Consider the following 5,191-nt stretch of genomic DNA (forward strand, 5'->3'; position numbering starts at 1 on the left):
GTCCGGCTGGACCCTGCGGCAGGTGCGCGCCGAAATCGGCCGCCGGGAAGCCTACGCCCACCAAGAGCCCGTGGCGTACTGGTTGCAACGGCTCACCACACGCGCGGCCGAACTCAGCGCTGAATACCAGCTGCGTAGTCTGCCGCGGCACCCGGGACTGCGCGTGGTGCCGAACCGGGCCCGTTCGCCATGGACGTACGCGATCACACTGCGCCAGAGCGGACAGACCCTGAACGAGCTGGAGTACCCCGAGCCGAATATGGCCCATGAGGCGGCGGACCGGCTGGTGGCCGCCTGCGACTGGAAAGTCCCCGCAACTGAGCACACGCCGGAACACCGGGCCGCTGCAGCAGTTGAGTACGAGCGGTTGCAGGACCGGTTGGGATTCTCATCGTGGCCGGAGCCTCCCGACAGCCCTGAGGGCATCTGAGCACAAATCCCTGCCGTCCCGTCCCTGATCGCGGTGTCGGGCCCGCGCCGTGCCAAGCGCCCGGCCCGCCGCGCCCACAGCCCCTTGACCCTTCCGCAGTGGGCTTGTGGGACTAACCGCTCCGGAGACGACCGTGCCGTCACAGCCCGTCCGGCCCCCGGGCCCGGGCGTATGTCCTGACCACCCCTGCCCTGAGACAGGAGCACCTCTGATGAACCGGTACAACTACACCGACCCGCAAAGCCACCGCGTGCAGCTTTTCGCCACCACCCGCCCTCGCGGGCCTTACGTGTCCTGCGAGGCCGAGAACCTGGCTCTGGGCGGCGACACGGTGACCGTGAGCCTGCCCGCGGTCAAGGCGCGCGCCCTGGCCGACCACCTCGACAGGCTGGCCTTTTACCAGTTCGTCGACGTGTCCGGCAACATGCTCAGGGTCGAGCCTGCGCACGACTGGACCCGTTTCACGTTCTTCGGCGACACGCGCCAGGACGACGGACCGTCCGGCACCGTGCCGGTCGTTGTACTCACAGGCCGTCTGCCGGAAGTGGCCCGCGCGCTGAGGGCCCAGGCCGAGCGCGCCGAGCGCAATCAGCAGGCTGCCGAGGACCGGGCACAGTACTGCGCCGGCGCCGCGATCGACCACGACGAGACCGGCGTATGCAACCACAGCCCCGCCGAGCAGGCGGCGCGCCCGACGGATCTTTCCGCCCTCCTCGCACACGTTGCTGCCCAGCTCCCCACCGCAGACGTCGACTCGATCGCGGTCCACGTCCTCGCCGAGACCCTGCTCGATGAGGACCGACCCACCGACCAGCGGCAGGCCACGGCAGCGGCCCGGTACCTGCTCGCCCACCATGCCCGCGAGCTTGCCGAGGCGCTGCACGCGAAAGCGGCCCGCCACGGTGCGCCCACCTACGACTACGAGACCGGGCCTGGCATGCACGCCGCAGCCGAACAGCTTGTCGCATACGCCGACCGGCTCGACGGAGGAAAGCACCCCGGGCTCCGGCTACCAGGGTGAGCCGGGCAGTTGGGGCAGCACGCTGCCCCTGTCCATCTTCCGCCGTCAGAGCAGCAGGACGGCGGTGCCCGCGCCGTGCCCGGCATCCGCTCCAACGTGCCACACGCCTCGCGCCCGGGAGCACCGTCCCGCCCCGATCCGTGTGTCCGTGCTGAGCGTGCCGTATCGCTCCGCGGGCGGCCGTCCCGTGCCCACATCACATCCGGGCCCGGGCCACCAGCCGGGTGTTTGCGCGGCTTGCTCGCCGCACCCCGACCGTGATCCCGAGCGCCTGGCATCCCAGCCACGCCTCGCCCGTATGGAAGGAATCCCCTGTTCTCATGCTGATCCCGCCACCGGACATGTACCCCGGCTGTACCTGGGCCGACCAGCCCGTCACCGCCACGACCCCCTTCGGCATTGGTACGGCCGCGACCGTGGAGCCGCGTACCGGGCTGACAACTCGCTACAAGGTCACCGCCTACGACCCGCACGCCCGTACCGTCACGGTCCTGGCCGACGTGAAGGAGAACCGCGCCGGCGTGGTGCGCCCCGCGCCCGACCGCGACCGGCCCCGCACAATCGCCCTGGACGACGTCGACGAGCTGCGTCTAATCCACCGCCGGACACGCGACGACACCACCGCCCTGCACACCGACCACTGCCGCCACGCCATCAAGATGGCGTTCACCGCCGGGGGAGACCGGGGCGTTCCCGGCTCCCGCCGCGTGTACCGGCTCTGGATGGAGACCACCGAGGGCCGCACCTACCGGTTCCTCGTCCGTGCTCCTTCCCAAGCGAAGGCATGCGACGTGGCGCGCGCCTGGTGGCAGGGTACCCGTTGCCCGGACGGGTGGACCGGCGGCCGCCTTCAGGACGGTGACCGCATCGATGTCCTCACCTGCGAGGGCGCCCGCGACATGCCGGTCTGGCCCTACCCCGACCCGATCGCCGACCCCGTCTGATCCCTCGACCGCCCCCTGGCACGGGCCCTGGTACCCGTGTGGTGCCGAGGCCCGCTGCGTCCCGGCCCGACGATGGTGCTCCTGCTGGCCCCGCTTCCGCCGTCGCACGTCGCACCGGGTCCCGCCGCCCCGTGCCGTCCGTGCCGGGTGTCGTCGGCCGACTGCCGCGCCCGGGGCCGCCGCCCGTTGGCGTCGAGCGGGTTTGTGGCGGGTGGCTGCCGGGAGGCGCGTTGCCCGGCTAAACCGCCCCGACGTCACAGTTCCCGGCCGCGGCAACGTCTGACGCTCTTCCACCCAAGCCCCTGAAGGATCCGCCCGTTCATGTTCGAGTACATGCTGCCCCCCGTCGGCGAGTTCACCACCCAGCCGGTGCACCTCACCTCCGAGTCCGCCACCGCCGGTCACGAACCGGAGCCGGTCACCGACGACCCGCGCAACCCCACCAAGATCCTGGATCCACCCGCGTGCTCCCCCACTGCGGGAGGCACCGACAAGCTGCAGACCCGCAGGAGGGGACATCACCCGCGAGCGCCCGGTCTGCGGTGGGCCGCGGCCGTAGATTGCCTGGGTCAGAAGATCACTCAGTGCTCTGCTGAGGAGGTTTGTGTGGAGACCAGCGCGCAGCACCCTCGTAGAGCTGGCGGGAGGCCTCGCCAGGCGCGGGCTGGACGAATCCGCCATCGCACCCCGAACGTTATGGAGGCGCCCATGAAACCGACCGTTCTGGTGCACCAATGAGCACGCGAACCATCCGACGGATCGGCGCGGCATTTCGTGCCGTCGGTGACGCACTGAGCACCGTCTTGCTGGTGGTGCTCTACATAGCGGTCGTCAGCACGCATCGGGAGTTCTGGCGGTGCCCTCGGCGCTCAGCGCAGAAGAGCCGTGAATAAGCGTTCTTACTGCCCCGGAGCATGGGGCGCGAGGGCTTCAGCTGATTCGGCCGAAGGCAGCTCCGGTGTTCGGACAACAGGTGTGGTTGCGCGCCTGAAGAAAGCGGAGGTTTTGATATGCAGGTGCCACAACAGATACAATACGTGATTACTCTGTCCTGCCCCGATAAAGGGGGCCTTTTGCGTGCGGTGCCTCGCTACCTCTATTCGGTCGGCTGCAGCATCGAGGAAAGCCAGCAATACAAGGACATCGATACCGGGTTCGTCTTCATACGTATGCGCGTCTGCGCAGAGCAGACTTTGGAGCGCCTGTCGGAGGGTCTCGCCAACGTCGTTGACGGCTTTTCCTTCCCGACGGAGTGGCAGATCCATCCAGTGGACCAGAAGTTGCGCGTGCTCATCATGGTCAGCAAGTTCGGGCACTGCCTGAACGATCTGCTTTTCCGTGCCAGCATCAACGAACTGCCCATCGAGATCGCCGCAGTCGTGTCAAACCATCGCGATCTCGAGGAGCTTGTCGGCTCGTACAAGATCCCGTTTCACCACATCCCGGTGACCAAGGACACCAAGCCGGAAGCGGAAGCACGGCTGCTGGCACTGATCGAATCCGAGGACATCCAACTGATGGTCCTCGCCCGCTACATGCAAATCCTCTCGGACGACCTCAGTAAACGTCTGCCCGGCCGTATCATCAACATCCATCACTCGCTCCTCCCCAGCTTCAAAGGCGCGAGGCCGTACCACCAGGCGCACGCCCGAGGCGTGAAGCTCATCGGTGCCACAGCCCACTACGTCACCGCAGACCTTGACGAAGGGCCGATCATCGAGCAGGACATCATACGGGCGGGCCACTGGCACACCCCTGAGCAGCTCGTCACGGTCGGCCGCGAGGTCGAAAGCCGCGTCCTTGGCCGCGCCCTGAAATGGCACAGCGAGCATCGAGTGCTGCTCAATGGCCGCCGCACGGTGGTGTTCGCTTGACCTCCTGACCTCGCCGAGGATCGCAAAGCCGCCCAAGCCTCGACTCACGTTGGCTCAGGCGGCACGAGACAGTGTCAGCGACCACGCAAGAGGGGGACCCCGTTTCCGCCAACTCCTCGCGCACCCCCGCCCGCCCAGAGGCCGTGAAGTTCCCAAGGCCGGTCGACGGGAACCGCTCGCGCCTGGACTGTTAACAGACAGCCCACTCGACCTCATCCAGACTGCACCTCGTATACCGCGGACTCGGGCCCGCTGCCTACACGGCGACGTCCTCAAGGGCTACAGCAATCCCGACTTGTTCGGCGCCGCCCGACGAGGCCACCATCCTGGCGCTGTCGATCACCTTCTGGGACCTGCGCGCCCACCGACGCCCCTGACAGCCCGGACGCGGTCGACGCCAGCCCGCAGCCCATCGCCCGCGATGCGCGCGAGGAGGCGGCCCGCGCCATCGCACCACCCTCGCGGGCCCCGGTTGGCGACTCGACGTTCGCGGCGCGGAGACCCTGTGCACACCAGCCCGCCCGCGCAACCCCGATGCTGCCACGGCCCAGCCCGGACCCGCCGAGTTGATTCTTTCCCGCCGACCTACGGGCCAGCACATCGCCGCGGCGGTCGCATACAGATGGGACGACGAACAGCAGGACTACAACGCACAAGACCCACCGATCGGGATTGCCACCGCTACAACAAGCTGGCCCGCATCAACACCCAGCTGGGCTTGGGCCACCTCTGACCCCCATGCCTGGCGCCGTTGTTGCGCCGCTCATCCGTTCCCGGCCACGCTGCGCTCGACTGGCCTCGCACTGTCTGGAGGGCTTGCGCTGCTCGCCCTGTCACGGGCCCCAGGTGGGTGACTGCTGATGGGGCGGGCCCGGGCCCGTTCTTGACGGTGAGGAAACCGGCAGCGACACCAGCGAGCGCC

Annotated in this window: 4 protein-coding genes; all 4 read left to right on the forward strand. The window is 68.5% G+C overall.

Features of this window, described 5'->3' with window-relative positions:
• The coding region (locus tag EEJ42_RS34295) for a hypothetical protein (RefSeq protein ID WP_221179460.1) at nucleotides 1–430 on the forward strand (430 nt) is incomplete at its 5' end.
• 211 nt (nucleotides 431–641) lie between these two features.
• Nucleotides 642–1,451, forward strand: coding sequence for a hypothetical protein (locus EEJ42_RS34300; protein WP_123106023.1), 810 nt, complete (start codon nucleotides 642–644; stop codon nucleotides 1,449–1,451).
• A 320-nt stretch (nucleotides 1,452–1,771) separates the two neighbouring features.
• A complete protein-coding gene (locus EEJ42_RS34305) occupies nucleotides 1,772–2,395 on the forward strand; it encodes a hypothetical protein (protein ID WP_123106025.1) in 624 nt (207 codons plus the stop codon).
• Nucleotides 2,396–3,405: 1,010 nt separating this feature from the next.
• On the forward strand, nucleotides 3,406–4,269 hold the full coding sequence (gene purU / locus EEJ42_RS34310; RefSeq protein ID WP_123106027.1) for a formyltetrahydrofolate deformylase: 864 nt from the start codon (nucleotides 3,406–3,408) through the stop codon (nucleotides 4,267–4,269).
• The last annotated feature ends 922 nt before the right edge of the window (nucleotides 4,270–5,191 follow it).

The organism is Streptomyces botrytidirepellens (genome assembly GCF_003721215.1).
GTDB lineage: Bacteria > Actinomycetota > Actinomycetes > Streptomycetales > Streptomycetaceae > Streptomyces > Streptomyces himastatinicus.